This window comes from Dehalobacter sp. TeCB1 (assembly GCF_001707455.1).
Lineage (GTDB): Bacteria > Bacillota > Desulfitobacteriia > Desulfitobacteriales > Syntrophobotulaceae > Dehalobacter > Dehalobacter restrictus.
The window spans coordinates 25,506-49,270 of record NZ_MCHF01000033.1 but is presented as its reverse complement, the minus strand read 5'-3'; the positions used below and the strand labels follow the sequence as shown (position 1 = coordinate 49,270).

Sequence of the window (23,765 nt, the reverse complement as noted above, 5' to 3'; positions counted from 1 at the left end):
AATTGATTGAAGTACTGGGGTAAAAGACCTTTGTATTTTTATATTTGTAGTACAACAAGAGCAATTATTGGTAAATCAATTTTATAACTGTAAATTAAGGATGAGTTTTTACACGGTCTGTCCATGGCGCTAACAGCCGCGCTCCGCATCCATGCTCCGCTTGACGCTGGAACTTGTGGCACCCAGACCTAATATAGGGTATTCAGGCTTGAATGAAATTATTTGAGCAATGGGTTTAAGAATGTTGTACCGACTGTTTACTTCCCTCAGTAATTGTTATAGAATTTATTCGAATAAATAGGCATATTCATAGATTACCTGCCGAAAAAATGGAGGAAAAGATGTTCCAAGTAAAAGTACCAGCAACTTCAGCAAATCTCGGACCAGGTTTTGACTGTATGGGACTGGCTTTAAGGCTATATAACTATATCCAGGCTGAAGAAAGTGAAAAACTGGAGATTATCCTTAAAGGCACCTATACGAGTAACATTCCTGCAAATGAAAAAAACCTTTTATGGAAAACCGCCTGCAAGCTGTGGCAGAAAATTGATTTTCAGCCGAGACCCTTAAAAATCACCCTGGAAAGCCATGTTCCGCCTGCCCGTGGACTCGGAAGCAGCTCCACTGCCGTCGTCGGCGGACTAATTATCGCCAACGCGGTAGCCGGGAACCCTTTAAACCGGCTTCAATTGCTTGAAGTCGCTTCTGAAATCGAAGGCCATCCGGATAATGTCTCGCCTGCTCTTTGCGGCGGCATCACCCTGACAGTCATGGATGAAAACAAGCTTATTCCGAGGACGCTGGCGAAGTTTCCAAAATTCAAAGCTGTCGTCGTGATCCCGGATATTCTCGTTGAAACTGAAAAAGCGCGTGGGATACTGCCCGCTTCTGTTTCCAGAACTGATGTGATCTTTAACGCTTCCCGCGTTGGCCTTTTAGTTGATGCGTTTATTAAAGAGGAATACGATTTATTGGCGATTGCCACTCAGGACAGGATCCATCAAAATCAGCGGGCTTCTCTGATCCCCGGTATGCCCGAAGCCTTAAAATCTGCCGTGCTCGCCGGCGCGTACGGCGCAGCGCTAAGCGGTTCCGGACCGACCTTGATTGCTTTTTGCCCTCACGGCAAAGAAGATCAGATAGCCCTGACGATGAAGGGCGTACTCCAAGAAAATGGTTTACCTTCTGAAGCCCTGACCCTGGATATTGATTCTGAGGGAGCTGTGCTAACCGAATTTTGATTTTTTAGGGTAACCCCTAAGAAAAACCTTCTCCTACATCAGTACTATGAAATTGCGGCTCTCCCGGATCCTGTCCGTATGAAAAAAGGTGAACTGCGCATTGGTTTCTCTTCCTTCATCATCCAAGATCAGGAACTATATTATACACAGGGCCCTGCCTTTTGTTGTATTTGAAGTGAATGAAAGCAATATGACCTCGGCTTTTTGGGACTCTCTCCACAGTGTTGCAGTCAAACAAAAAAGCAAAAACGACAGACAGCTTACAATTACTAAATTAAAAGCATTTATTCTCGCCCTCCAGAATGCTGAGTAGCATAAAGGGCCAAATATTTTTCATAACTTCTGTAAACTTTCTCGACATATTCCCTGGTCTCTGTAATTGGAATTTCCTCAATACGGTACGCATTCGGGTCCTTCGGCCAATCATCCAGCCAGCTTTGTACCCTGCCGATCCCGGCGTTATAAGCTGCCAGGGTAAGAACCGTATTGCCGGAAAACTCCTTATTCAAAGAAGCAAGGTACCAGGTGCCGTAACGAATATTGGTTTCCGGATCAAGTAAGTCAACCTTTGCGTAATCTTCATTGAGCCAGACAGCTATCTCTTCCGCTGTCCCCGGCATCAGCTGCATCAATCCGACTGCCCCTTTGGATGATTTCGATTTGGTGATGAACCTGCTCTCTTCCCTGATTACGGCAATCACTAGCAAAGGATCTGTTCCATACTTGGCGGCATATTTTTCAACCGTCTGCTTGTATGGAAAAGGATACATCATTCTGCCGATAAAATTTGACTGGTATACAGCCAAAATTATAAACAATAAAAAAATAATTGCTATGGTCTTAACAATTTTCCTCTTTGCGATAAACAAAACGCACCCATCCTATTTCATATATTCTAATATCTTGTTAACCCTTAAATGATAACATCATTTTTTTATTATCTTTTGATTATCCGTATGTTCATCTAAGCGGAGATATGATTTAATTCTGAAACATTATATACGACAAAGCTACTTCAAGGCAAGCTGAGACCTTGCCTGAAAAATCTATGGAGTGGATATCTCAGGAAAACAGTTCTTTCCAAATCATCTCAAGTTGTTTTTCAGTCTCTCTCCAGTCCCCGGAATTATCAATGACCCGGTGGGCTTTCTTTTTTTTGTCCTCAAGCGGCACTTGCGCAGCAAGCCGCCGCTCGGCCTCTTCCCTAGTCAAGCCACTTCGTTCCATCAGCCTGGTGATTTGTATTTCAGCAGGGACATAAACGACCCAAACCTCGTCGACAAATTTTCCCCATCCCGTCTCCAGAAGCAGCGGAATATCCAGGATAATCAGCTTTTCACTTTGGATTTCTGCCTTCAGGCATTGATCCTGCATCTGCTGCCGGATCAAAGGATGAACAAGTTCCTCAAGCCTTTGCCTGGCCTCAGGATCGGCAAATATGATTTTTCCCAGCTCCGCCCGGTCAATCTTCCCATCTCGGACGCATTCAGATCCAAACTCTTTGCCGATCAAAGGGATCAACGGCCCGTCATACAACCTATGAACTGCGTCATCCGCGTCAAAAACCGGGATGCCCTTCTGCGCAAACCAACTGGCAACACGCGTCTTGCCGCTTGCTATTCCTCCTGTAAGTCCAATTTTGATCATGTTTAACCTCAAATTATTTTTAATGACCCGATGAGTATCAGGACGATCCCCGGCAGATACCTGACTCTCGCCAGCACGCTCGCCGGAAGTCTGCCTGTCAATACCTGACCGGTAAAGATCATCAGAATCTGCATCAATGTCACCATCCCGATGACATACCAGAGAATTCCTGTCAGCGCAGCGGCTACGCCCGAAGCAAACGCATCCAGAGACAATGCCACGCCGAGAAGCAGACTTTCATTCAGTGTAATGACGCCGGAGCCGTCAATGTCTGCCGCATCCGGTGTCTTTAAAACCTGAATGACCAGGCCGAAGAAATTTAAATTAATGCAGAACAAAGTACGATATGGATTGTCATCTATCTGTCCGGCTGCAGTTGTCATCACCGGTACAGCTTCGGGAAGTTCCGCTCTGCCTTTCAAAGTCTGAATCAATTGATACGAGCCGATTGCAATAAGAACGACTGCCCCCAAGATACCGGGATGGATCACCGTAAGTTGAGACGTGATCAGATGGCCGCAGTACATGGAAACCGTCATGGCGAGTGTCGTACAAAAACCAATGATCATCATGGAACTGAGCGGTATCCGAATCCTCTTCAGACCGTAGGCCATCCCTACCCCTAAACCGTCAAGACTCAAAGCCAAAGCAAGGATCATTGCCATTCCCATATTCTTTTACCCCTTAAGTATTTCCTTCGGGATAATATATGGCTGTAACCTCGTTTTGGTGTACCGCGCTGGCTCATCTGTATCGTCGGTCTGTCAGTTTTTTCGTACTAATCCTGGTAAGCCAGCCACTCCTCCATCAGATGATCGAGCTCTATCTGCACTTTCTCATACGACTGGTGAAGTGACAATGTCAGTTCATAATCACTGGCTGCGGCATCGAGCTTATCCTCAATTTCTTGAAGCAATAATTCTGTTTCCGCAATTTTTTCCTCGATTTGCTTGATCTTTTTTTCTATCCGTTTGGTATTCTTGGACTCTTCCCTGTAATCTCTGGCTTTTTGAACCTCTTCATTTTTACAGGTCTGATCTTGAGCGGCTTGAGCAGATTCTTTTTCTTCATCTTCACTCTTCTCGCTCATTTCACGATAGGCCGTGTAGTCTCCCTCAAATACCTTCAGACCATTCACTGTAAGCAAAGCAATCTTATTCACGATTCGGTTCAGAAAGTACCTGTCATGGGATACGGTCAAAATTGTCCCGTTGTAATCCTGCAACACTTCCTCCAGGACTTCTCTCGTCTCCATATCGAGATGGTTGGTCGGCTCATCAAGCAAAAGCAGGTTCCCCTGATTCAGAAAAAGCTTGCAAAGTGCCAGCCTGCTTTTCTCTCCCCCACTTAAACCAGCAACAGGTTTGAATACATCCTCTCCCCGGAAGCCAAAACGGGCTAAAACATTGCGTATTTCCGGATCGTCAAGCGTTGAAGAATAACGGATCTCGTCCATGACAATTTCCCTTAAGCCAATATTCTCATGCTCCTGGGAATAGTAGCTGACGGAGACATTCGCCCCGGTCCGGATCGTACCGTTATACGGGATTTGTCCTGTAACAGCTCTTAACAGCGTTGTCTTTCCAATCCCGTTTCTGCCGAGCAGGGCAATCTTATCACCCCGGCGCAATTCCAAACCTACATGTTCAAATATGGTTTTCTGCCCGTACTTAACGGCCAGATCGTCTATCTCGAGAACCCGGTCTCCTGAGCGGGTTTTGGCCTGGAGGCTTATGCTGAGTTTTTTCGAATCTTTCGGCGCATTCACCGGCGTAATTCTTTTCAGCATGGATTCCCTGCCCCGGGCTTGTTTAGCTTTGATTCCGGCACCATGACGCCGGATATACTCCTCCAGGTCCGCAATTTTTTTATTGATCCGTTCCGCTTCTCTGGTCAGCGATATTTTTTCAATATTCCGCTGCAGTTCAAACTCCGAATAATTGCCATTGTAAGCTTTCAGGAACCCATCCTCAATCAGGAAGGTGCTGTCCACGACCCTGTCCAGGAAATACCTGTCATGGGAAACGACAAGCATAGCTCCAGCATAATCGGCCAGGTAATTTTCAAGCCATTCCAGTGCCTCAATATCGAGATGGTTCGTAGGCTCGTCAAGAATCAGAACGTCCGGATCACGCAGCAGAAGTTTGCCAAGCGCCAGACGGGTTTTCTGACCACCGCTTAAATGATTCGCTTCAGTCGTCTGATGCCGGTCCATCCCGAGTCCGGTCAGGATCTTGCGGATCCTGGCTTCGAGCGCATAACCGCCCGCCCTTTCATACTGTTCCGTAAACAGACTGTACCTTTCGAGCGTTTTCTCGTCGGCCTGTTCCGCCATTTTATTTTCCAGGGATCTGAGATTGTCCCGCAGATCAAGAATATCCTGACGTTCCGCCAGCATTTGTTCAAATACTGTACCGTGTTCTGCTGAGGATGCAGTCGTCTGCGGCAGATAACCGACAGTACCCTGCCAGTTGATATCTCCGCTTTCATGAGCAATCTCTCCCATGACAGCCCTTATCAGTGTTGTCTTACCTGCCCCATTGGCTCCGACCAGGCCGGCTTTTTGACCCTTTTCCAAACGCAGCGTTATATGATCCAGCAGAGTGCTCCCTGCTACTTCAATTTCAAGTCCATTGCAATAAAGTATGCTCATCCTTCTGTGAAATACTCCTCCTGGATTCTTTCTTCCTGCATTAAAAGTTATTCCTTCTTCAAAACAAATTTCATCTATTTCTGGCAGTTCGGACAGTACACCGTTGTCCTTCCGGCTACTTTGATTTTAGCCAATTGACCTCCGCAATATTTACACTCCTGACCGCTGCGTCCGTAAACCATCAGATTTTCCTGAAATGCACCCTTCTTGCCGTCTGCATCACGATAATCACGAAATGATGTTCCGCCAGCCGTGATTCCTTCCTGCAGAACCTCACAGATCGCATCGTAAAGCAGAATAATCTCCGACACCTTTAACGAAGCCGTATTTCTATCCGGCAAAATGCCCGCGCGGAACAGAGCCTCGTCCGCATAAATATTTCCGATACCGGCTACGACGGTCTGATCCAGCAGCGCAGCCTTGATCGTACTCTTTTTCCTGGCGAGACGCATCCCGAGCTGGTCAAATGTAAATGACTCGTCCAGCGGTTCCGGACCAAGTTTAGCCAAGCAGGCAGCCTTAAAGGCCATTTGAAAAGACACCAGTTGTATTCTGCCGAATTTACGGATATCGGAGTAATGAAGCTCCCCCTGATCGAGCCTAAACACAACATGCGTATGTTTATTTGGCTCGTGCTGCTCAGGATAATAGATCAAACGTCCGGTCATCCTGAAATGAATGATCATCGTAAGGCCGTGACTCAGGTTCATGAGCAGATACTTGCCGCGTCTGTCAAGGCTTTCAATCGTCCGGTTCCTGGCCAAAGCGCTGAAATCCTCATCCGCCAGAGAAACTGCTGCCGGAGGCCATCGGACTTCGACATCTTCAATTGTCTTTCCCAGAATCCTTGCAGCCAGGGACAGCCGGATACTTTCTACTTCGGGCAGTTCAGGCATCGGATCGACCTCCTAAAACAACAGCGCATCCACCTGATAAGGGACCATATCATACCAGTTGCTTCCGACTTTGCAGTCTACCAGCAATGGAACAGAAATCGGGAAAGCCTGCTCCATCTCTTTCTTGACAATTGCTGCGACCTTGGGAAGCGCTGACGGTTCGACCTGGACTACCAGTTCGTCGTGAACCTGAAGCAAAATTTCTGCCTGCAGGCCCTCAATCGCTTCCGCTACTTTGATCATCGCAATTTTCATAATATCAGCCGCGGTTCCCTGAATCGGGGTATTCTTGGCAATCCGTTCGCCAAACTGCCGCGTCATTCTGTTTGGATGAGACAATTCGGGGATTTTCCGCAGCCGGTTCAGCAGCGTACGAACCTCTCCCTTTTCTTTAGCTTCAGTGACAGCCTCCTCGAGATACCGGTGAACACCGTTGTATCTTTCAAAATACTGGCTGATATAGTATTTTGCTTCTTTTCTCGAAATGGTCAGATCGCGGGCCAGTCCAAAGTCCGTCAGACCATACATTAAACCAAAGTTAACCGCTTTGGCCTTGCGCCGCATATCTGAATTGACTTCGTTCAGCGCTACGCCAAACACCTCGGCAGCTGTACGCCTGTGCACGTCTTCCCCGACCAGGAAGGACTCACAAAGTATTGGATCTTTCGAATAATGCGCCAGAATTCTTAATTCGATCTGAGAATAATCCGCGGATAACAAAAGCCAGTCTTCCTGAGTTGCCTGGAAAACCTTCCTAAGTCTCCGGCCTTCTTCCAGACGGATTGGAATGTTTTGCAGATTCGGTTCGGTACTGGAAAGTCTGCCGGTAGCTGTAACCGTCTGCTGAAACGTGGTATGAATTTTGCCGTCACAGCACTGGGCCAGCAGGCCCTTGACATAGGTGGAATTCAGTTTGACCAGCTGCCGGTATTCCAGTAGTTTTTCCACGACAGCGTGCTCTGTCCGCAATTCTTCCAGCGTTTCTGCATCTGTTGAATAACCCGTTTTGGTTTTTTTGAGTGGCGGGAGCCCTAAACTCTCAAATAGAATCCTGCCAAGCTGCTGCGGCGAATTGATATTAAAGTTTTCACCGGCCAGATTGTAAATCTCACTTTCCAATCGGCCGATCTTAACCTCAAGTTCCTGACCATATTCCTGGAGTTTCGCCTTGTCCAGGGCAATTCCGGTCTTTTCCATCCTAGCCAATATGAGGCTTAAAGGCTCTTCAACCTCATGCAAGAGCTTTTCAAGATCGTCTTCCGCCAGTTTTTCCATATAGGAAGCGGCAAGTTTCCGCAGCAACGCAGCCTCACGGGCCGGCGTATTTGAAAACAGATCCGTCACATAATCCCCCAGCAATTCGGAAGCGCTATAATTGGACCGGTTCGGGTTTAACAGATAAGCGGCCAGGCTTAAATCCAAATCAACGCCGGCGAATGTCTTATTCTCATTCAGAAGCAGTGAATATACCCCCTTGCTGTCTGCCACCACTTTGCGGACACCGTCGTCAGCCAGGATTTCTTCCCAGAGACGCAGTACACTTGGAGCAGCAGCATACCGGTTTAGCGAATACGTATAATGTTCATCGCAGATCCCCATTTCAGTCCAGAGCCCCTGATGAATATTCCTGCCCTCAAAACGATAACTGAGTGCGAGGACCGGTTTCTGCTCAAGCCAGGTATTCAGCAGCTCCAGCCAGCCTTCTCCGTCCATGTTCTTTTCTTGCTGGATAGTATCAATGATCTCTGCCCCTGATGCTTTTTGCTTCTTGCCTTTTTCGATGATTTGCTCAGGACCCGTTACCGCAGCGAGGCTCTGTTCAAACAGCGACGCGACTTTATATAAGCTGTAGCCATGAAGGATCTTTTTGCAGGCATCTTTGTCCGGCTCCGCCCATCTTAAGTCGTCAAGAGAAAACGCAACCGGCACATCGTGAATCATTGCTGCGAGCTTTTTGCTTAAGAGTGCCTGATCAGCGTATTGATTCAGCAGTTCCTTTAATTTATTGCCTTTGACTTCATCCTTATTCTGCAGCACATTTTCGACGGACCCATATTCGTGAAGCAGTTTCAGTGCTGTCTTTTCCCCCACACCGGGAATCCCGGGGATGTTGTCCGAAACGTCCCCCATCAGGCCTTTCAGATCGATAATCTGAGCAGGCTTCAGCAGATATCTTTCTTCCAGCCGTTGTTCGTTGTAACATTCAACTTCCGAAATCCCTTTCATTGTCAGCAGCACAGAGCTATGCGGTGAAATCAGCTGAAGAGCGTCCCTGTCTCCGGTAAAGATTAAAACTTCTATTTGCTGGGCAATCGCCAGATCATTTACTGTCGCTATGATATCATCCGCTTCGTAACCTTCCAGTTCCAGGATCGGAACGGCCATCACCCGCAAAATTTCTTTAAGATAATTAAACTGCGGCCGCAAAGTCTCCGGTGTCTCTTTCCGGTGAGCTTTGTAGCCTGCAAACTGCTCGATGCGGACCGTTGCTTTCGTCTTGTCAAAAGCTACGACCCAATAATCTGGCTTCTGCTCTTTCTGTAGCCTGAACAGCATGGTTAAAAAACCGTGTACAGCATTCGTCGGAAGCCCTTCGTTGGAAGTAAGCGGCGGAAGCGCATAGAAAGCTCTATTTATAAGACTGTTACCGTCTAAGATCAGCATCCGGGGCATTGTAATACTCCTTTCAAGAACCGTTTCTTCAGAATCTCCCTCGGAATCATTCGTCAAAACAATTCCTTTGAATATACCTTTCTATATCATAACCTTTTCTAGAATCAAGTACAACAAGTACACAGCACAGAAAAATAAACGGCTGCATTACTGCAAGCCGTTTAATATCCGCTGATTTCAGTCATTCATACTTCTTTGTCCGCTGCATCATTGATTTCGATCCTTCATCTGCTTTTCTCTGAAAAGTATCGGAGATCTCCCGGATATTGGCATTGACCTCCGAGGGCAGACAGTTCCCGCCTCTCTAAGGCATCCTGTTATAGACAATAGGCTTAAAGGAAAGTTTTGACTTTTTCTTTTTTTCTTCTATGGATTTAAGATCGTCAGAAGGCTCGCTCACATATTCAGTCTCAGGGTTGGATTCCAGTACAGTTATGCCATCTGCTTGGTCATGGTTCTGACTCTTCCCTATGAACCTTGCACCCTGTTCAATCTGAAGCCCTTTTGTTTTTATATCGCCATAGACTACGGCAGTTGAAGCTATTACCAATAAGTTCTCAGCTGTAATATTCCCATGTACTTCTCCCTGTATCCGGGCGTTTACAGCAAAAATTTCCGCTTCTACTTTTCCATGCGGACCCACAAGCAGATCTGCTTTTGTTTCAATTGTTCCTTCAAGCTCCCCATCAATTATCACATTGGTTCTGGAGTTTATTTTTCCTGTTATTTTGCATTCTTTGGCAACGTACACGTCATTATCTGTTTTTTTACCAAATTCGACAGCTTCCATCTTCTTTTCCTTTCACTCTTCCATTATTAAACATTATATTTAAATTTAGGATATGACAACGGACCCAAATATTATATAGGCCATTAGTCCTATTTTTATACAATAACTGCAAACAGTGATATATAAGTCCACAATAACTTAGAGTAATCAGCCGAAATATATAGGATCAGGCACATAGTGGAAATAGAAAGAGGACACAGCAAAAACTGCATCCTCTTTCTTATGTCAATTATCCTGTACGTTTATTCGGACCGCGAATCCTTTTCCCTGATTTCAACCCTGCGGATTTTGCCGCTGATGGTTTTGGGAAGCTCGGTCACAAACTCAATTACCCTCGGATATTTATAGGGTGCGGTTACCTTTTTGACATGATCCTGCAATTCCTTAATCATGTCTTCCGAAGGTTCGTAACCTTTGTTCAGTACGATCGTCGCCTTGACATTAAATCCTCTGATAGGATCCGGAACACCCGTTACCGCTGATTCCAGAACAGCAGGATGCTCTGCGAGCGCCGACTCGACTTCAAAAGGCCCGATGCGGTAACCGGATGATTTAATAATGTCGTCATTCCTGCCGATATACCACAAGAAACCAAGCTCATCACGGTAGGCCAGATCACCGGTATGATACAGGCCGTCATGCCAGGAACGCTGCGTATTCACTTCGTCCCGGTAATAGCCCATGAAAAGACCTTTCGTCTTGGTCGCGTAATCCGGAGCTTTGATGCAGATTTCCCCGGTCACACCAGGGTCAACCTCTTTGCCGTCTTCATCCGCAACAACCATCTGATAACCGGGTGTAGGCATCCCCATCGAACCGGGTCGCGGCTGCACCCATGGGTACAGGATTGAGCAGCAGACGGTTGTCTCCGACTGCCCAAAGCCTTCAAAGATACGCAATCCGGTAGCCTGCCGCCATTGATTGAACACTTCCGGATTTAAGGCCTCTCCTGCGGTGCAGCAGTGTTTCAGCGCCAACAAATTGTAGCTCTTGACATCTTCCCGCAGCATAAAGCGGTACATGGTCGGCGGTGCACAGAAAGTGGTTATCTGGTATTTCTCCAGTTTCTGCAAAATATCCGCACCGTTGAATGTATCAAAGTCATAAGTAAAAACCGCTGATTCACCTAACCACTGGCCATACATTTTGCCCCAGAGGGATTTCAGCCAGCCAGTGTCGGAAATTGTGAAATGAAGGCCGCCAGGCTCTACTCTGTGCCAAAAAATGCCCGTCATAATATGTCCTAAGGGATAAGCATGATCATGCGAGACCATCTTGGGATAGCCGGTCGTTCCGGAGGAAAAGGCCATAATCAGCATATCCGTGACTTTGGTCGCTTCTTCGCCGGTAGGGCGTTCCCATTTGTCAGACGCAGCTTCAATCCCGGCTTCAAAATCGAGCCAGCCCTCTCCTGCATCCTTATGTTTGGTCACCGCTTTCATCTGAACCGTTTTACATTCTGGAGCAGCCTCGTCAAAATGCCGGGTACAATCACCGTCTGCGGTAATCACGGCCATCTTGATACCTGCCGCCTGGCAGCGATAGATATAATCTTTAGCCGTCAGCAGGTTCGTTGCTTGAACGGCCACTGCGCCAATTTTATGCAGGGCCATCATCGCATACCAGAACAAATAGCTTCTTTTTAAAACCAGTAGGACAAGATCTCCTTTTTTAATGCCAAGTGACTTAAAATAATTCGCCGTCTTATCAGACCAGCGTTTCATTTCAGCAAACGTAATTCTTTTTTCTTCACCATTATTGCTTACCCAGAGCATCGCCAGCTGATCGGGTTTCTCCTCAGCCAGTTTATCAAGGACATCGTAGGCAAAGTTAAAATCATCCGGACAGGTCACCTTAAAATTCTTATATAAATCTTCCAGCGTGACATAGTCGTCCCGGTGTCTGCCAATATACTTCTCATACATGATCATGTGCGCGTCCTCCTTTATTTCATGACGATGGCCAGGAATTTTGCCGGAGCATCGCCATGGGCCTTCATCGCGTGGGGAACGGACGAATCGAAGTAAACGCTGTCACCCTCACCGAGTTCGTAAACCATCTCACCGATAAAAAAGTCCATGGATCCTGAAACCAGGTAATTGAATTCTTGCCCGTCATGGGAATGACGTTCCGGTATTGCATTGTTCGGTTCTACTGTCACCATAAACGGTTCAGCTTTCTTATTGCGGAAGGTGAAGGCCAGGTGCTTGTAATCGTAAGCTTTTCGGCGGTTGATCTCATACCCGCCGCCGGCTCTGACCACGCAACAGGTGGATAGCTTCGGTGACTCACCGCTGATGATATCCAGTACGTCAACCCCTAAAATACCTGCAACATTGTACAGAAAACTAAACGAAAAATCTTTTTCCCCTGTTTCATATTGAAGATAATCCGCAACCGGAACATCGAGTATCTCAGCAATCCTTTCCGGCGTGAAGCCCGTTGACTCGCGCAGCATCAATAAACGTGCGCCCATATCCTTTAGTTGATCAGTCAAGTTAATGGCACCTCCTTATAATTTTCCTGTTTTAAGTAAACTTGGCTGAAGCCAAGCCTTGGCTAAGGCTACAGCCTTAGCTGCACTTATGTATAGCAGAAAGCGTTTAGAACCTTCCTGCTATACTAAAATAATTGCCGAATCATACTACTATACTATAACACTATGTTTCAATAGTATTATAATACTATGCTGTAATACAATACGGCAATACTTTTACAAGACTTTTTTAAAATACTTAAGTCAAAACGCTACTACTTAAGTTAAGACGCTACGACTTTAGTTAAATTTATACCCGATTTCTATCGCTTTGATATTGGATGCCAGAAGATCTTTCTTCCTCTCCGGAATCGACTTGGATACTGCTTTATTCAGCATCTCCAAATCAAAAATGCCGGCTTCTTTGGCAATTTTCCCAACCATGACCATATTCGCGAGTCCTTTCAGACCAGCGTCTTCAGCCAGCTTCGTGGCCGGTATATAAAAGGTCTGAACATCGGGACGCTGTACCTGAATCGGGATCAGGGAGGAATCAATGATGATTGTCCCGTTTTTCTGGACATCACTTTCAAATTTTTCGAGGGACGGCTGGTTCATCGCAACCAACATCCCGGGATAGGTAATAATCGGTGATCCGATCGGTGTATCGCTAACAATCACGTTGATATTAGCTGTGCCGCCGCGCATTTCCGGCCCATAGGACGGAAGCCAGCTGACTTCCTTGCCCGTGAGCAGCCCGGCATAGACGAGAATTTTGCCGGCAAACAGCACACCCTGTCCGCCAAACCCTGCAATCATAAGTTCAAGTGTCGTGCTCATTAGAAAACCTCCTTATCCTTATAGACACCCAGCGGGTAGTAAGGAATCAGGTTCTCGCGCAGCCAGGTGAGCGCTTCAACAGGCTCTAGCCCCCAGTTGGTCGAGCAGGTCGACAGAACCTCGACAATCGTAAAGCCTTTCCCGGCGATTTGATATTCGAAAGCTTTTTTGATCGCCTTCTTGGCGTTGATCACATTTTTTACACTGTCTACGGACACCCGCTCCGCATAGGCCGTCCCGTCAATCGTGGAAAGCGTTTCGCAGACTTTCAGGGGGAAGCCTGCATACTTCGGATCCCTCCCGTAAGGAGAGGTCTGCGTGATTTGGCCCGGGATGGTCGTAGGAGCCATCTGTCCGCCGGTCATGCCATAAATGGCATTGTTGACAAAGATAATGGTAATGTTTTCACCTCGGGCTGCTGCATGAACGGTCTCAGCCGTCCCAATAGCTGCCAGGTCTCCGTCCCCCTGGTACGTAAATACGATATTGGACGGATTGGCGCGCTTAAGGCCTGTCGCAACTGCCGGAGCCCGGCCGTGCGCTGCCTGCGCCATATCACATTCAAAATAGTTATAAGCAAGTACAGCGCAGCCAACAGGGGCGACACCGACTGTTTTTCCGGTAAGATCAAGTTCGTCCAGAACTTCTGCCACCAGCCTGTGAATAATCCCATGGGTACAGCCGGGACAATAGTGACTGGATACATCTGAAAGTGCTTTCGGTCTTTGAAAAACGATTTCCATAATTAACTCCTTTCCGCCTGCGCAGCGTTTTCTATTGCTTCCAAGACGGCTTCTGGAGTCGGAACCATCCCGCCGGTACGGCTGCAGAGATGCACCGGGCGGCTGCAGCGGATGCTCAGCTCCACATCCTGGATCATTTGTCCCATACTCATTTCAACCACCACAAAAGCCTTTGCTTTTTCCGCTGCGGCTTTCAGCTGGTTTTTCGGGAACGGCCATAAAGTAACCGGACGAATCAACCCTGCTTTTATGCCTTTTTTACGGGCTTCGTTAATCGCATTTCGGGCTATTCTGGCGCAGATACCATAAGCGACGATAATTACTTCCGCATCCTCGGTCAGGTAATTGTCCGTTCTGGCAATTTTCTCAACTTCCGCGTATTTTTCAAAACGTTTCAAGTTAAGCATCTCGAGCTCTTCGGCTTCGAGATAAAGCGAATTAATGACATTTCTTTTTCTCTGACCTTTTGTTCCAGTCAGCGCCCAATCCTTGGTAACGTTCGACGCCGCTTCGCCGCGGCTGATGTCCACAGGCTCCATCACCTGTCCGAGCATCCCGTCGCCTAAAATCATCGCGGTCATCCGGTACTGGTCAGCCAGTTCAAAAGCTTCTATCGTCAGGTCGAACATTTCCTGAACGTTATTCGGTGCGAGCACAATCATATGAAAGTCTCCGTGACCGGAAGAACGTGTTGCCTGGAAATAGTCGGACTGGGACGGACGGATTCCGCCAAGTCCAGGACCGCCGCGCTGAATGTTGACCAGCACTGCAGGCAGATCGCTTCCTGCCATATAGGATAAGCCTTCGCTTTTCAGGGAAATTCCCGGGCTCGATGAAGATGTCATCGCTCGGACTCCCGCTGAGGACGCTCCGTAAACCATGTTGATGGCTGCTATTTCACTTTCCGCCTGCAAATAGGTTCCCCCCATTTTCGGCATACGTTTGGCCATATAAGCTGCAACCTCGGTCTGAGGCGTTATCGGATAACCAAAGAAATGACGGCAGCCGGCCATAATTGCGGCTTCGGCAATTGCTTCATTTCCCTTCATTAATACTTTCTCCGCCATTTTCTTTAATTCACCTCTTTTTCAATCTGAATACAAACATCCGGACACATGATCGCGCAGAATCCACAGGCCGTGCACGCTTGCTGATCTGTCATTTCCGCAGGATGAAATCCTTTGCTGTTAAGGGTTTCGGGCGAAAGTCTGAGCAACTTCTTAGGACAAGCGTTTACACAAAGAGAGCAGCCTTTGCATCTGTCTGCCTCGATTGTTAGTTTCGTCACTTTTGCCATTCATACTCCTCCAAATCTATTGGAAATATATTTTGAATATTACTTGCCAGTTCCGCTGCCAGACTTCTCTGCACGGTTGTCATCACAATCGGCAGTCCCGTCCTTTCAGAGATTTGCTCTGCGTAAGGAAGCGAATTCATGACATCGGAGGCGGTAGTAGCATTACCCAGGTTAGAATTATTAATAATTCCGGAAAATTTGATTCGCGCTGCCGCTTCAATTTCGTATTTAATTTTAATCGTTGCTTCGGCATCGCGGCTTAAAGGCCGGTACATATTTACAACAATGTAGGCAGCAGCATCTGTACGGTGGAGCTGTTCGTAATAGCGGCCGAGAGCATAGGCGCCTCTGTCGTCTCCGCCAACGTCAATCACCGCATAGGAATCACCTTCGTCAAATATCGCATTGATCTCTCCCGGAATAGCAGGAATATCAACATTTGAGTTTGCATAATCCGAGGAAATCAGCTTAATCCCTGACCGTTTCAACATCTGCGCGCTATCTTTCGTTCTGAAATAAGGGTTAACAATATCCAGATCGGCAATGGTGACTTTCTGATGACTTTTTTTCAGCCACAAGGCGTAGTTTACAGCAACACTCGTCTTGCCGCTGCCATAGTGACCGGCAAAAATGGTAACCCTTGCACTCTGCACACGAGACCTCCTAAAGAAAGAATAATAAGACAATTAAAATTAATAATACCACAAATTCACGTTTGATATCAACTTCAATACATATTTAATACTCAATTTCCAGCTTATTTAATGCTTGCATCGTTGTTTTTTTATAATCCGAATAACTCCTTTAATTTCAAAGCGATATCGGTGTCCATATAGGTCAGCATCGCAAGCTTTAGATCACTTTTTTTTCTTCCGCGGTAAGCTTGTTGTATTCTGCGATGACCCTGCCGGCTTGATCGCGATAAGGCGAGGAAGGATTTTGGATCAGATTATTGACAACCGTCATCATGGATCCGACAATTTGCTTTTCCTGCACTGTTTTTACATTTGCATAGACGGTCCCTAATTGGCTGTAAACAGTACGCAGCAGCACTTTTGTCGCTTCAGAATTAATTTGAGAACTGCTTCCGCTTTGACCGGCTGAATTCCCACCTCCGGCAGTACTTTCGCTGCTCGAAACCTTTTCGTCTTTCTTCACTACCTTATACCGACATCTATGTTAAGAATACCATAAGAACCATTTGATTACATCCATCGTCCCTCAATCCATCATTGTCCGATGAACAGCAAATACGGGTGTTTAGACTCAGATCCGAATCATAAACACCCGTATTCGTAAATTGTCGATTGCAAATTTGTTCTACCTTTTAGTATGTAACCGTTTTACACTGAAACAATGTAAAACCTGCCAATTTACTTGCAGTTTTCTAAATTCTTTATGGCAATAGAACTCAAAAAACTTAAAGTAATTGTGAGGGTTACGGAAAGGCACGTAATTACTTCTTTGGACCAAATAAATAAATGGAAAAGTATTCTTCTCCATCTTTTTCAATCCTATACATTACTTTTTTTTGTTTGGAAGGCATTTTCACAATATTAAAATTATTGGTGATAAAATACCCGAAACCGAGTTCGTTCATTGGGAAGTATAATATCCCGTTATCATCTTTAATCGGTTTAAACGTATCATAAGAGATTTGCTGGATTTTTACGCCATCCGGAGCCTGTTCTGAAAAGATAAGCTGGCAGTGTTGATACATCTCAAAGTCATGATACAGTTCAGCAAATTGATTTTCCATTTCAATCCCCCCTTTCCGGTTTTATTACTTCGCTATGAAGATTTCATTTCCTGCCCCAAAACTCAAAATTTGGCTAAAATCCTTGATTTTATACAGGTATATACAATTCATTATATATACGACTTGCAAAAAATAATAAGCTTCTTTCGACAATCCCCCTCATGGGATGCAGCCAAAACAAAACAACAGACCGAGAACAATCCTTGAACACTCCCTGGTCTAAATGTTAAAAATTTACTGAATTAAAATAAACTACCTGTGTATTTTATTCCTATATGCAGATACTACAGATAAATAAACAAAAAGGAGGAATATCTAATGGCTAAGTATAAATTGCCGGTTAACAAACAAAGCGTTGCCAGCGAGCTTAATGTTAACTTAGGTCCAGACACCTCCGCAAGACAAAATGGCTCTGTTGGAGGTAGCATGGTTAAGAAAACCTTTGAATACATTAACGGTCGTATCTAAATCATCCAGTCTTGGCAGCGAAAGCCCCGAAGGATCTTACTCCCTCGGGGCTTTGATGTTATATCTTTCGCCGTTCATAGGCCTTCTATATTTTAAGCGTTTACTTGGTGCCGAAGGCCGGGGTCGAACCGGCACATCCTCACAGATATCGGTTTTTGAGTGTGTTCAAGGCATTTTTACCAAGTTGTACAATGTTGTTTTGCCCTTGATAACGCTGTATTTCTTTAAAAGTCATTTGGCTGTTTATGGCTCTCTTTTTTTGCTTTTCTATAGAAATCTGTCCAAGAAATTTATTATTTTATCCATATCATTAACTATTTTTTAGCAATTTTCTTTCGTTTTGCTTTTTCATATACCTGTTCTCGCTTGCCAATAAAAAGCACTAATACTCTTACTTTTTCTTCCTGAATATCATAAATCGCCCGATACTGAACCCCATTATAAAAAAGTTTCATCCGGTATAATCCATGAAATTCACCAACCAGCATGTCACCATGAGTTCTTGGAGATTCCTCTAAAGTAGAAAGTTGCCTCAAAAAACGCTCTCGCATTTTACTGGGGCAACTTTTCAGGTACTTTTCTACATCCTTAACAAGTACGACTTCGTACATTTATTTTATCAAACTACGCAGAGAAACCATATTCCCCTCTTTTTGCGCATCTTTCTTTGCCTTGTGTATAGCTCTTGCAGTTTTTCTATCAAGGGACAAAGATAGTGATTCGCGTAGAATATCAAATCTTCCAGATTTTTTTGTCGTATTAAGAACTGCTGTTTTTGCACTCGCCACCTCTCTTCCCCTCCGTTCTAATCGATATTTCTTGTACATTTATTTTAACCTACTTTCCATATATATACAAGCAAATTAATTAAACTTTTCTTTAATACATTATTCTATTATGTATGATATATGTTAATTTATACAAATAGTAAAGGCTCATGAAATAAAATCTGAGCCTTTTAAATGTGTTTACTTTATTCTGACAAGAATATTCTTTCGTATGCTTAAATAAAACAAAAACGAACCCCATTAATTTTTAATCATGGGGTTCGTCAGTAATCTGAGCATGATTGATCATGCTCTTCCTATATATACTCTTACGATAGGTATCTTTTTACTGATTCTATCAGCTGTGTTTGATAGTTATAGATATCATCAACGTCCGATATTTGAATTCGAATCGGGTGTTTATTCTCATCAGGAATGTATAAATATTTCTGCTGTGCATTTAAGCCTAATCTACATATCCACTTTAGTTTATTATCATCCAATAGAATACCAAAATATGATTCGGTATCTCTAAAGAATATCCTTGATGAATTAACTGCCGGATTCAAAACACTTTTTACTGCATAATAATATTCTAACTCTTCTTGTGTTGTCTCTATTTTATTTTTTAATTCCTGATCCTTCTGTACAGTAGTTGCTGCCTCCTGTGGTTCTTGTTCAACCTTTTCTGAATCACCCATCGCAGCTTTTAGCCGATCATTAACTATCTCATTTAGAAATTGGTTGTATGATTTTTTTACTATTTCCTTAAATTTATCAACAGTTGCCTTTGTTCGTTTCCCCTCATATCAATTCATCAATAAAATCCATGATTTTCCTCCTATATACCTTGTTTTATACATTAACAAGAATCTTTTGCTAATTTAGCATATATTTTACAGTCATATACTAAAATCCTTCTTTTACACTGATTTTCCATCTAAATAGGGATGATCAAAAGTCCAAATAATAATGCAAAGAAGAGGATGAAATAATATCGCCCTCTTCTTGTGTTATCTGCCTAAAAAAATCTGTACAAATATAAATTTCAATACATTTGGGCAAAAAATAAAAAGGCCCAAAAGCCTTTAAATTTCATGGTGCCGAAGGCCGGGGTCGAACCGGCACATCCTCACAGATATCGGTTTTTGAGACCGACGCGTCTGCCAATTCCGCCACTTCGGCACGCCTTACTTTTGCTATTTTATAATATCAGCGTCAAAAACGCAAGTACATTGCCACTTTTTTTACGGCCATTTTCATATTATTTTTTACTCCGATAAAGACAACTTGGATTATGAACGCATAATACCGGTCAGGATCTCGTTGGCTTCCTCAGCCTCCGACTCCGGCACGAGTATTTCGACGCTTACGTCGACGGATTCTTGGGAACCTACTGCTTTTAGCTGGACTAAAATACCTTCGTCTGCAAATGCTTTTTGATATTTTTCAGCGACTGCTTTATTTGGTGCTATATAAATGACTGTCCACATATTCTATCCTCCAATAAGCATTTAGACCATCTTATTATACTTTTGAATCATTGCTTTCTCCACATTTGGCGGAACTAATCCTGAAACATCTCCTTTCAGACTTGCCGCCGATTTGATCGAGCTGGAACTGATGAACGAATACTCGCTTTTTGTCATTAAAAAGACGGTCTCGATGTCGGGAGCCAGCTTTTTATTCATCAAAGCCAGCTGAAATTCGTATTCGAAATCCGTCATGGCCCGCAAGCCTCTGATCAGCGCAACAGCTCCGCATTCACGCGCAAAATCCACAGTCAGACCGCCAAAAGACTTGACTTCAACATTTTTCATATCGCTGGTTTCGCATCTCAACAGTTCCTGCCTTTCTTCCAATGAAAAAAGCGTCTGTTTGTTACTTTCGGAAGCTACCGCCACAATGACACGGTCAAAAAGGTAAATAGCTCTATGCAGGATATCAAGGTGCCCATTGGTTACTGGATCGAATGTCCCCGGGTATATCGCAGTTCGCACAAAAAATCTCCTTCAGTTCAGAAAATATCTCAGCGTCATAAAATCTATTTATGGGATTCGCCCCAAAGTAACAATATCCTGCCTCTTCCAACAAATTTTTATTGCCATCTTACCTGATCATTTCCCAAAAGCGCAATAAGCGCCCTGTCAAGCTCTTCAGATGGCCTGACAAAATAATTTGGACTTATCTCAAAGGTCTTCTTATTATCCTGGCAAAAGAAATAGACAGGATGCGTTCCGCGAAATGCCCCAAGGATTGCCAGGATCTTATCGGTCAGTTCCGTATCCTGATTGCTTGGAATCTTCAGAAACAATTTATCCGGTTTGACGCTGCATTCCTCGATCGGCAGAACTTTTTCAGCAAATATTTTCTTTTCATCTTCATTCACATAATAACGACCGTGAACAACCACAATATGGTCGTTGTCCATCCTGACAACTTCCGGAAACAATCTGGGGAATACCAGAACCTCAATCGTTCCGGTCAGATCCTCCAGTAAGAAGGTAGCCATCATTTCCCCTTTTTTCGTTATTGTTTGCCGATAAGAATTTATTATCCCACCCAGAATGACCTTTTTTTCTTCCGCACTTTCGAGACAGGCCGCAATTTCTGAACTCGTGATTTTCCTTAATAGGTCATTCACGGAATAAAGCGGATGGGCTGTGAGATAAATACCGATATACTCCCTCTCCATCTTTAGGATCTCGCTCTCGCTGAATTCCGGTATTTCAGGCATACGCAACCCTTCATCGAGGTCCTGGTCGAGATCAAACAAAGACATCTGGCCGGATTCGTTGTCCTTTTGCCGGTTCTGGGCCAGCTCCAGGGCCTGATCCAGGACTTTCATAGCCTGAGCGCGGCTGCACAGTGACTGAAACGCGCCGGCCTTAATCAGACTTTCAAGGGTTCGTTTGTTTAGAACTTTAGCATCCATGCGTACAATAAAGTCATAAAACGACGCAAACGGGCCGTTAGCTCTTTCGGCGATGATCCTGTCAACCACCTGTGTCCCGACATTGCGGATCGCCTCGAGCCCGAAACGTATCGCTCCGTGTTCTATGGTAAAATCCCGGTAACTGTACTGGACATCGGGCGGCAGAATCTCAATGCCGCTGCTCCTGGCTTCCTGAATGTAAAAAGTGACTTTATCTGATGCGCCGATTACGGAACTCAGCAGCGCTGCAGTGTATTCGAGCGGATAATTCGCCTTCAGATACGCTGTCTGATATGAGATCATCGCATAAGCCGTGGCATGCCCCTTATTGAATCCGTACTCGGCAAATTTGGCCATCAGATCAAAAATCTCTTCAGCTTCCTTTTCACCTATACCCAGACGGAGCGCTCCCGGCACAATCCATTCACCGCCGCTGTCCTGCAGGCCGTAGATAAAATTCTGCTTTTCTTCGGCCATGATCTTCTTGTCTTTTTTTCCCATGGCCCTGCGCAGAAGATCTGCTCGTCCAAGAGAGTATCCGCCAAGATTCTGAGCTATCTGCATGACCTGTTCCTGGTAGACGATAATCCCGTAGGTCGGTCTTAAAATCTCTTCTATTTTTGAATGCAGGACTTTGATCAGCCCGCCATGCTTCCGGCGCACGAACTCCGGAATCTGTTCCATCGGACCGGGCCGGTACAGCGCGTTTACCGCAATAATATCTTCAAAACAATTGGGCTTCAAATCTTTTAAGATGGCCCGCATGCCACCGCTTTCCAGCTGAAATACACCTGTACTGTTCCCTTCGGAAAGCAGCTGATACGTCGCTTGGTCGTCGAGCGGCAAATGGTTCAGGTCAAGCCGGATATCGCGGGCCTGTTCAATATTTGCAAGCGCTTTGGTCAGGATCGTCAGGTTCCGCAGACCCAGGAAATCCATCTTCAGCAGTCCGATCTCCTCAACCGTTTTCATCGGAAACTGCGTCATCAAGAGCCCGTCGGAGGTTTTCTGAAGTGGAAGGTAACTGGTCAATTCGTCCCTGGCAATCACGACGCCGGCAGCATGCGTGGAAGCATGCCGCGGCATCCCCTCCAGGGACTTGGAAATCTCATACAACTTTTTGATTTCCTCTTCTTCCCTAACCATTTTCTGCAATTCAGGAGAAACGGCCAGCGCTCTTTCCAGCGTCATGCCCAATTCATACGGTACCGCTTTGGCGACTTTATCGACTTTGCTGAGCGGTATATTCAGGACTCTTCCGACATCCCTCAGCACGCCCTTGGCACCCATGGTACCAAACGTAATGATCTGGCAAACCTTCTCTTCCCCATACTTTTCTGTTACATATTTGATGACTTTTTCCCGGCCTTCCGGGTCAAAGTCGATATCAATATCCGGCATGGATATCCTTTCCGGATTTAAAAAACGTTCAAAAAGAAGATCATGGCGCAGTGGCTCCACGGAGGTGATGCCAAGCAAGTACGCAACCATACTCGCAGCTGCTGAACCACGCCCCGGACCGACTGCAACATCATGCTCCCGGGCATACCGGCAGAAATCGGACACAATCAAAAAATACCCGGAAAAACCAGTCTGGGTAATAATCCCAAGCTCATATTCCAGCCGCTCGCGCTGTTCCGGCGTTTCCTCCGGGTAGAATACCGGGAACGCCTTCCAGCATAATTCCCGCAGGTACTCGTCCAGGGTGCAGCCTTCCGGAACCTCGTAGACCGGCAGATAATGCTGGCCAAACGAAAAGCTGACGTTGCAGCGCTCCGCAATCTCATTCGTCTGGCGTAAAACCTCGGGCGTCTCCCCAAAAAGCAAATTCATCTCCTGCTTGCTTTTCAGATAATACTCCCTGCCCTCAAAGCTCATCCTGGAGCTGTCAGCCAGCGTCTTTCCGGTCTGGATGCACAGCAGGATATCCTGAACCGACGCATCTTCTTTCCGAATATAATGGACATCGTTGGTCGCAAGCAGCGGAATCCGCGTCTCCCGGTGCAGGTCCCAGAGGCCGGCGTTGACCTTTCTCTGATCGGTGATGCCATGATCCTGCAACTCCAGATAAAAGTGTTCCGGACCGAAAATATCAAGATACTCCATCGCGGCCGCTCTGGCTCTGGCCGGATTGTCCTGCATCAGGTACTCCGGGATCTCCCCGCCCAGACAGGCGCTCAATGCAATCAAACCTTTACTGTGCTGCTGTAAAAGCTCCTTGTCGGCCCTAGGTTTGTAATAAAAACCGTCCACGTTGGCCTGCGAAACAATTTTCACCAGGTTCTGATAGCCCTCGTTCGTTTCGGCAAGAAGAACCAGATGATAGTTCTTGTCATCTTTGCCGAGGACCCGTTCCGTTCTTTTTCCGGGAGCCATATAGATCTCACAGCCGATGATAGGCTTGATTCCCTGTTTGCCACAGGCTTTATAAAAATCCAGCACGCCGTACATCACGCCGTGATCAGTGATCGCAAGCGCCGGCATTTCCAGCTCAGCAGCAGAATGTACAAGGTCATTGATTCTGGCCGCGCCGTCCAGAAGACTGTATTCGGTATGAACATGAAGATGTGTGAACATAGC

Annotated in this window: 24 protein-coding genes and 1 tRNA gene; 2 read left to right on the top strand and 23 right to left on the bottom strand. The window is 45.6% G+C overall.

Features of this window, described 5'->3' with window-relative positions; genetic code table 11:
* Positions 1-341 precede the first annotated feature (341 nt).
* Positions 342-1,241: a homoserine kinase gene (thrB, locus tag A7D23_RS09285; RefSeq protein ID WP_019226455.1), complete on the top strand. Its 900-nt coding sequence runs from the start codon at positions 342-344 to the stop codon at positions 1,239-1,241.
* Between the two features lie 284 nt (positions 1,242-1,525).
* On the opposite strand, the gene A7D23_RS09275 is transcribed toward thrB, so the two are convergent.
* The 16 genes from A7D23_RS09275 to A7D23_RS09200 form a co-directional block, all read right to left on the bottom strand.
* Positions 1,526-2,110: a lytic transglycosylase domain-containing protein gene (locus tag A7D23_RS09275; protein WP_019226457.1), complete on the bottom strand. Its 585-nt coding sequence runs from the start codon at positions 2,108-2,110 to the stop codon at positions 1,526-1,528.
* 193 nt (positions 2,111-2,303) lie between these two features.
* Positions 2,304-2,888, bottom strand: coding sequence for a dephospho-CoA kinase (gene coaE / locus A7D23_RS09270; RefSeq protein ID WP_019226458.1), 585 nt, complete (start codon positions 2,886-2,888; stop codon positions 2,304-2,306).
* 8 nt (positions 2,889-2,896) lie between these two features.
* Entirely contained in the window at positions 2,897-3,559 is a 663-nt protein-coding gene (gene ytaF / locus A7D23_RS09265; RefSeq protein ID WP_019226459.1) for a sporulation membrane protein YtaF, read from the bottom strand.
* Positions 3,560-3,666: 107 nt separating this feature from the next.
* On the bottom strand, positions 3,667-5,541 hold the full coding sequence (locus tag A7D23_RS09260) for an ABC-F family ATP-binding cassette domain-containing protein (protein ID WP_019226460.1): 1,875 nt from the start codon (positions 5,539-5,541) through the stop codon (positions 3,667-3,669).
* 74 nt (positions 5,542-5,615) lie between these two features.
* A complete protein-coding gene (gene mutM / locus A7D23_RS09255) occupies positions 5,616-6,437 on the bottom strand; it encodes a DNA-formamidopyrimidine glycosylase (protein ID WP_019226461.1) in 822 nt (273 codons plus the stop codon).
* 12 nt (positions 6,438-6,449) lie between these two features.
* The gene (gene polA, locus A7D23_RS09250) at positions 6,450-9,110 is read right to left on the bottom strand and encodes a DNA polymerase I (RefSeq protein ID WP_025205817.1); all 2,661 of its coding nucleotides are present in this window, start codon (positions 9,108-9,110) and stop codon (positions 6,450-6,452) included.
* A gap of 304 nt (positions 9,111-9,414) precedes the next feature.
* The gene (locus A7D23_RS09245) at positions 9,415-9,900 is read right to left on the bottom strand and encodes a polymer-forming cytoskeletal protein (protein ID WP_019226463.1); all 486 of its coding nucleotides are present in this window, start codon (positions 9,898-9,900) and stop codon (positions 9,415-9,417) included.
* Between the two features lie 242 nt (positions 9,901-10,142).
* On the bottom strand, positions 10,143-11,831 hold the full coding sequence (locus A7D23_RS09240; RefSeq protein WP_019226464.1) for an AMP-binding protein: 1,689 nt from the start codon (positions 11,829-11,831) through the stop codon (positions 10,143-10,145).
* Positions 11,832-11,845: 14 nt separating this feature from the next.
* Positions 11,846-12,397 (bottom strand): cupin domain-containing protein, encoded by a 552-nt coding sequence (locus A7D23_RS09235; protein ID WP_019226465.1) that lies wholly within the window; start codon positions 12,395-12,397, stop codon positions 11,846-11,848.
* A gap of 279 nt (positions 12,398-12,676) precedes the next feature.
* On the bottom strand, positions 12,677-13,216 hold the full coding sequence (locus A7D23_RS09230; protein ID WP_019226466.1) for a 2-oxoacid:acceptor oxidoreductase family protein: 540 nt from the start codon (positions 13,214-13,216) through the stop codon (positions 12,677-12,679).
* Positions 13,216-13,959: a thiamine pyrophosphate-dependent enzyme gene (locus A7D23_RS09225; protein ID WP_015042988.1), complete on the bottom strand. Its 744-nt coding sequence runs from the start codon at positions 13,957-13,959 to the stop codon at positions 13,216-13,218. The genes A7D23_RS09230 and A7D23_RS09225 overlap by 1 nt, the downstream gene beginning before the upstream one ends.
* Before the next feature lie 2 nt (positions 13,960-13,961).
* Entirely contained in the window at positions 13,962-15,026 is a 1,065-nt protein-coding gene (vorB, locus tag A7D23_RS09220; protein ID WP_068883575.1) for a 3-methyl-2-oxobutanoate dehydrogenase subunit VorB, read from the bottom strand.
* A 5-nt stretch (positions 15,027-15,031) separates the two neighbouring features.
* Positions 15,032-15,256, bottom strand: coding sequence for a 4Fe-4S binding protein (locus A7D23_RS09215; protein WP_068883572.1), 225 nt, complete (start codon positions 15,254-15,256; stop codon positions 15,032-15,034).
* Positions 15,244-15,909, bottom strand: a complete 666-nt coding sequence (locus A7D23_RS09210; RefSeq protein ID WP_068883571.1) for a hypothetical protein — start codon at positions 15,907-15,909, stop codon at positions 15,244-15,246. Before A7D23_RS09210 ends, A7D23_RS09215 begins: the two co-directional genes overlap by 13 nt.
* Before the next feature lie 199 nt (positions 15,910-16,108).
* Entirely contained in the window at positions 16,109-16,414 is a 306-nt protein-coding gene (locus tag A7D23_RS09205) for a hypothetical protein (RefSeq protein ID WP_019226471.1), read from the bottom strand.
* A gap of 298 nt (positions 16,415-16,712) precedes the next feature.
* Entirely contained in the window at positions 16,713-17,015 is a 303-nt protein-coding gene (locus A7D23_RS09200; RefSeq protein ID WP_019226472.1) for a hypothetical protein, read from the bottom strand.
* A 318-nt stretch (positions 17,016-17,333) separates the two neighbouring features.
* On the opposite strand from A7D23_RS09200, the gene A7D23_RS09195 reads away from it, so the two are divergent.
* A complete protein-coding gene (locus A7D23_RS09195) occupies positions 17,334-17,483 on the top strand; it encodes a small, acid-soluble spore protein, alpha/beta type (RefSeq protein ID WP_019226473.1) in 150 nt (49 codons plus the stop codon).
* A gap of 314 nt (positions 17,484-17,797) precedes the next feature.
* Here the strand turns inward: A7D23_RS09195 and A7D23_RS09190 are convergent, their stop codons facing one another.
* From A7D23_RS09190 to A7D23_RS09165, 7 genes are all read right to left on the bottom strand, one after another.
* Positions 17,798-18,094, bottom strand: a complete 297-nt coding sequence (locus A7D23_RS09190) for a type II toxin-antitoxin system RelE/ParE family toxin (protein ID WP_019226474.1) — start codon at positions 18,092-18,094, stop codon at positions 17,798-17,800.
* Positions 18,095-18,271, bottom strand: a complete 177-nt coding sequence (locus tag A7D23_RS16055; RefSeq protein WP_019226475.1) for a hypothetical protein — start codon at positions 18,269-18,271, stop codon at positions 18,095-18,097. It lies immediately after the preceding gene.
* 308 nt (positions 18,272-18,579) lie between these two features.
* Entirely contained in the window at positions 18,580-18,951 is a 372-nt protein-coding gene (locus A7D23_RS09185) for a hypothetical protein (RefSeq protein WP_019226476.1), read from the bottom strand.
* A 397-nt stretch (positions 18,952-19,348) separates the two neighbouring features.
* Positions 19,349-19,435 (bottom strand) — tRNA-Leu (locus A7D23_RS09180).
* A gap of 110 nt (positions 19,436-19,545) precedes the next feature.
* Positions 19,546-19,743 carry a DUF2007 domain-containing protein gene (locus tag A7D23_RS09175; RefSeq protein WP_019226477.1) on the bottom strand — a complete coding sequence of 66 codons (198 nt, stop codon included), beginning with the start codon at positions 19,741-19,743 and terminating at the stop codon, positions 19,546-19,548.
* 21 nt (positions 19,744-19,764) lie between these two features.
* Positions 19,765-20,250, bottom strand: coding sequence for a pantetheine-phosphate adenylyltransferase (gene coaD, locus A7D23_RS09170; protein WP_019226478.1), 486 nt, complete (start codon positions 20,248-20,250; stop codon positions 19,765-19,767).
* Positions 20,251-20,348: 98 nt separating this feature from the next.
* A complete protein-coding gene (locus tag A7D23_RS09165) occupies positions 20,349-23,762 on the bottom strand; it encodes a DNA polymerase III subunit alpha (RefSeq protein WP_019226479.1) in 3,414 nt (1,137 codons plus the stop codon).
* Positions 23,763-23,765 lie beyond the last annotated feature (3 nt).

Coding starts and splice junctions, on each gene's coding strand:
- thrB (WP_019226455.1), top strand. CDS start 342: ATGTTCCAAGTAAAAGTACCAGCAACTTCAGCAAATCTCGGACCAGGT.
- coaE (WP_019226458.1), bottom strand. CDS start 2,888: ATGATCAAAATTGGACTTACAGGAGGAATAGCAAGCGGCAAGACGCGT.
- ytaF (WP_019226459.1), bottom strand. CDS start 3,559: ATGGGAATGGCAATGATCCTTGCTTTGGCTTTGAGTCTTGACGGTTTA.
- A7D23_RS09260 (WP_019226460.1), bottom strand. CDS start 5,541: ATGAGCATACTTTATTGCAATGGACTTGAAATTGAAGTAGCAGGGAGC.
- mutM (WP_019226461.1), bottom strand. CDS start 6,437: ATGCCTGAACTGCCCGAAGTAGAAAGTATCCGGCTGTCCCTGGCTGCA.
- polA (WP_025205817.1), bottom strand. CDS start 9,110: ATGCCCCGGATGCTGATCTTAGACGGTAACAGTCTTATAAATAGAGCT.
- A7D23_RS09245 (WP_019226463.1), bottom strand. CDS start 9,900: ATGGAAGCTGTCGAATTTGGTAAAAAAACAGATAATGACGTGTACGTT.
- A7D23_RS09240 (WP_019226464.1), bottom strand. CDS start 11,831: ATGATCATGTATGAGAAGTATATTGGCAGACACCGGGACGACTATGTC.
- A7D23_RS09230 (WP_019226466.1), bottom strand. CDS start 13,216: ATGAGCACGACACTTGAACTTATGATTGCAGGGTTTGGCGGACAGGGT.
- A7D23_RS09225 (WP_015042988.1), bottom strand. CDS start 13,959: ATGGAAATCGTTTTTCAAAGACCGAAAGCACTTTCAGATGTATCCAGT.
- vorB (WP_068883575.1), bottom strand. CDS start 15,026: ATGGCGGAGAAAGTATTAATGAAGGGAAATGAAGCAATTGCCGAAGCC.
- A7D23_RS09215 (WP_068883572.1), bottom strand. CDS start 15,256: ATGGCAAAAGTGACGAAACTAACAATCGAGGCAGACAGATGCAAAGGC.
- A7D23_RS09200 (WP_019226472.1), bottom strand. CDS start 17,015: ATGGAAAATCAATTTGCTGAACTGTATCATGACTTTGAGATGTATCAA.
- A7D23_RS09195 (WP_019226473.1), top strand. CDS start 17,334: ATGGCTAAGTATAAATTGCCGGTTAACAAACAAAGCGTTGCCAGCGAG.
- A7D23_RS09190 (WP_019226474.1), bottom strand. CDS start 18,094: ATGTACGAAGTCGTACTTGTTAAGGATGTAGAAAAGTACCTGAAAAGT.
- A7D23_RS09185 (WP_019226476.1), bottom strand. CDS start 18,951: ATGGGTGATTCAGAAAAGGTTGAACAAGAACCACAGGAGGCAGCAACT.
- A7D23_RS09175 (WP_019226477.1), bottom strand. CDS start 19,743: ATGTGGACAGTCATTTATATAGCACCAAATAAAGCAGTCGCTGAAAAA.
- A7D23_RS09165 (WP_019226479.1), bottom strand. CDS start 23,762: ATGTTCACACATCTTCATGTTCATACCGAATACAGTCTTCTGGACGGC.